This window comes from Fructilactobacillus sp. X7R9C1 (genome assembly GCF_059901005.1).
This window is the reverse complement of the sequence record NZ_JBWXVG010000056.1, coordinates 1-276: the sequence shown is the minus strand read 5'-3', so window position 1 is coordinate 276 and position 276 is coordinate 1. Positions and strand designations below refer to the sequence as shown.

At 42.0% G+C, this 276-nt stretch carries 1 protein-coding gene; it reads left to right on the top strand.

The annotated features are described in order from the left end of the window. Positions 1-41: 41 nt before the first annotated feature. On the top strand, positions 42-276 hold a 235-nt coding region (locus tag AC6UD0_RS07405; protein ID WP_500708712.1), incomplete at its 3' end, for a MerR family transcriptional regulator.

Sequence of the window (276 nt, the reverse complement as noted above, 5' to 3'; positions counted from 1 at the left end):
CTTTAGGTCAAGCGATTATTTAAAAAATTGGAGGTCATCATATGTCCAAATCTTATTCAATTGGTGAAGTTGCCACGATGACAAAGCTATCGATCCCCACCATTCGTTACTACGACAAGGAAGGACTCATCCCTGAACTCAAAAAAGACGCTTCTGGTGCCCGTTGTTTTGATGACCAAAATCTCGGTGCTCTCGAAATGATCGAGTGTCTGAAAACAGCAGGTATGTCGATCAAGGATATCAAAACGTTCATGCAGTGGAATCTTGAAGGCGATA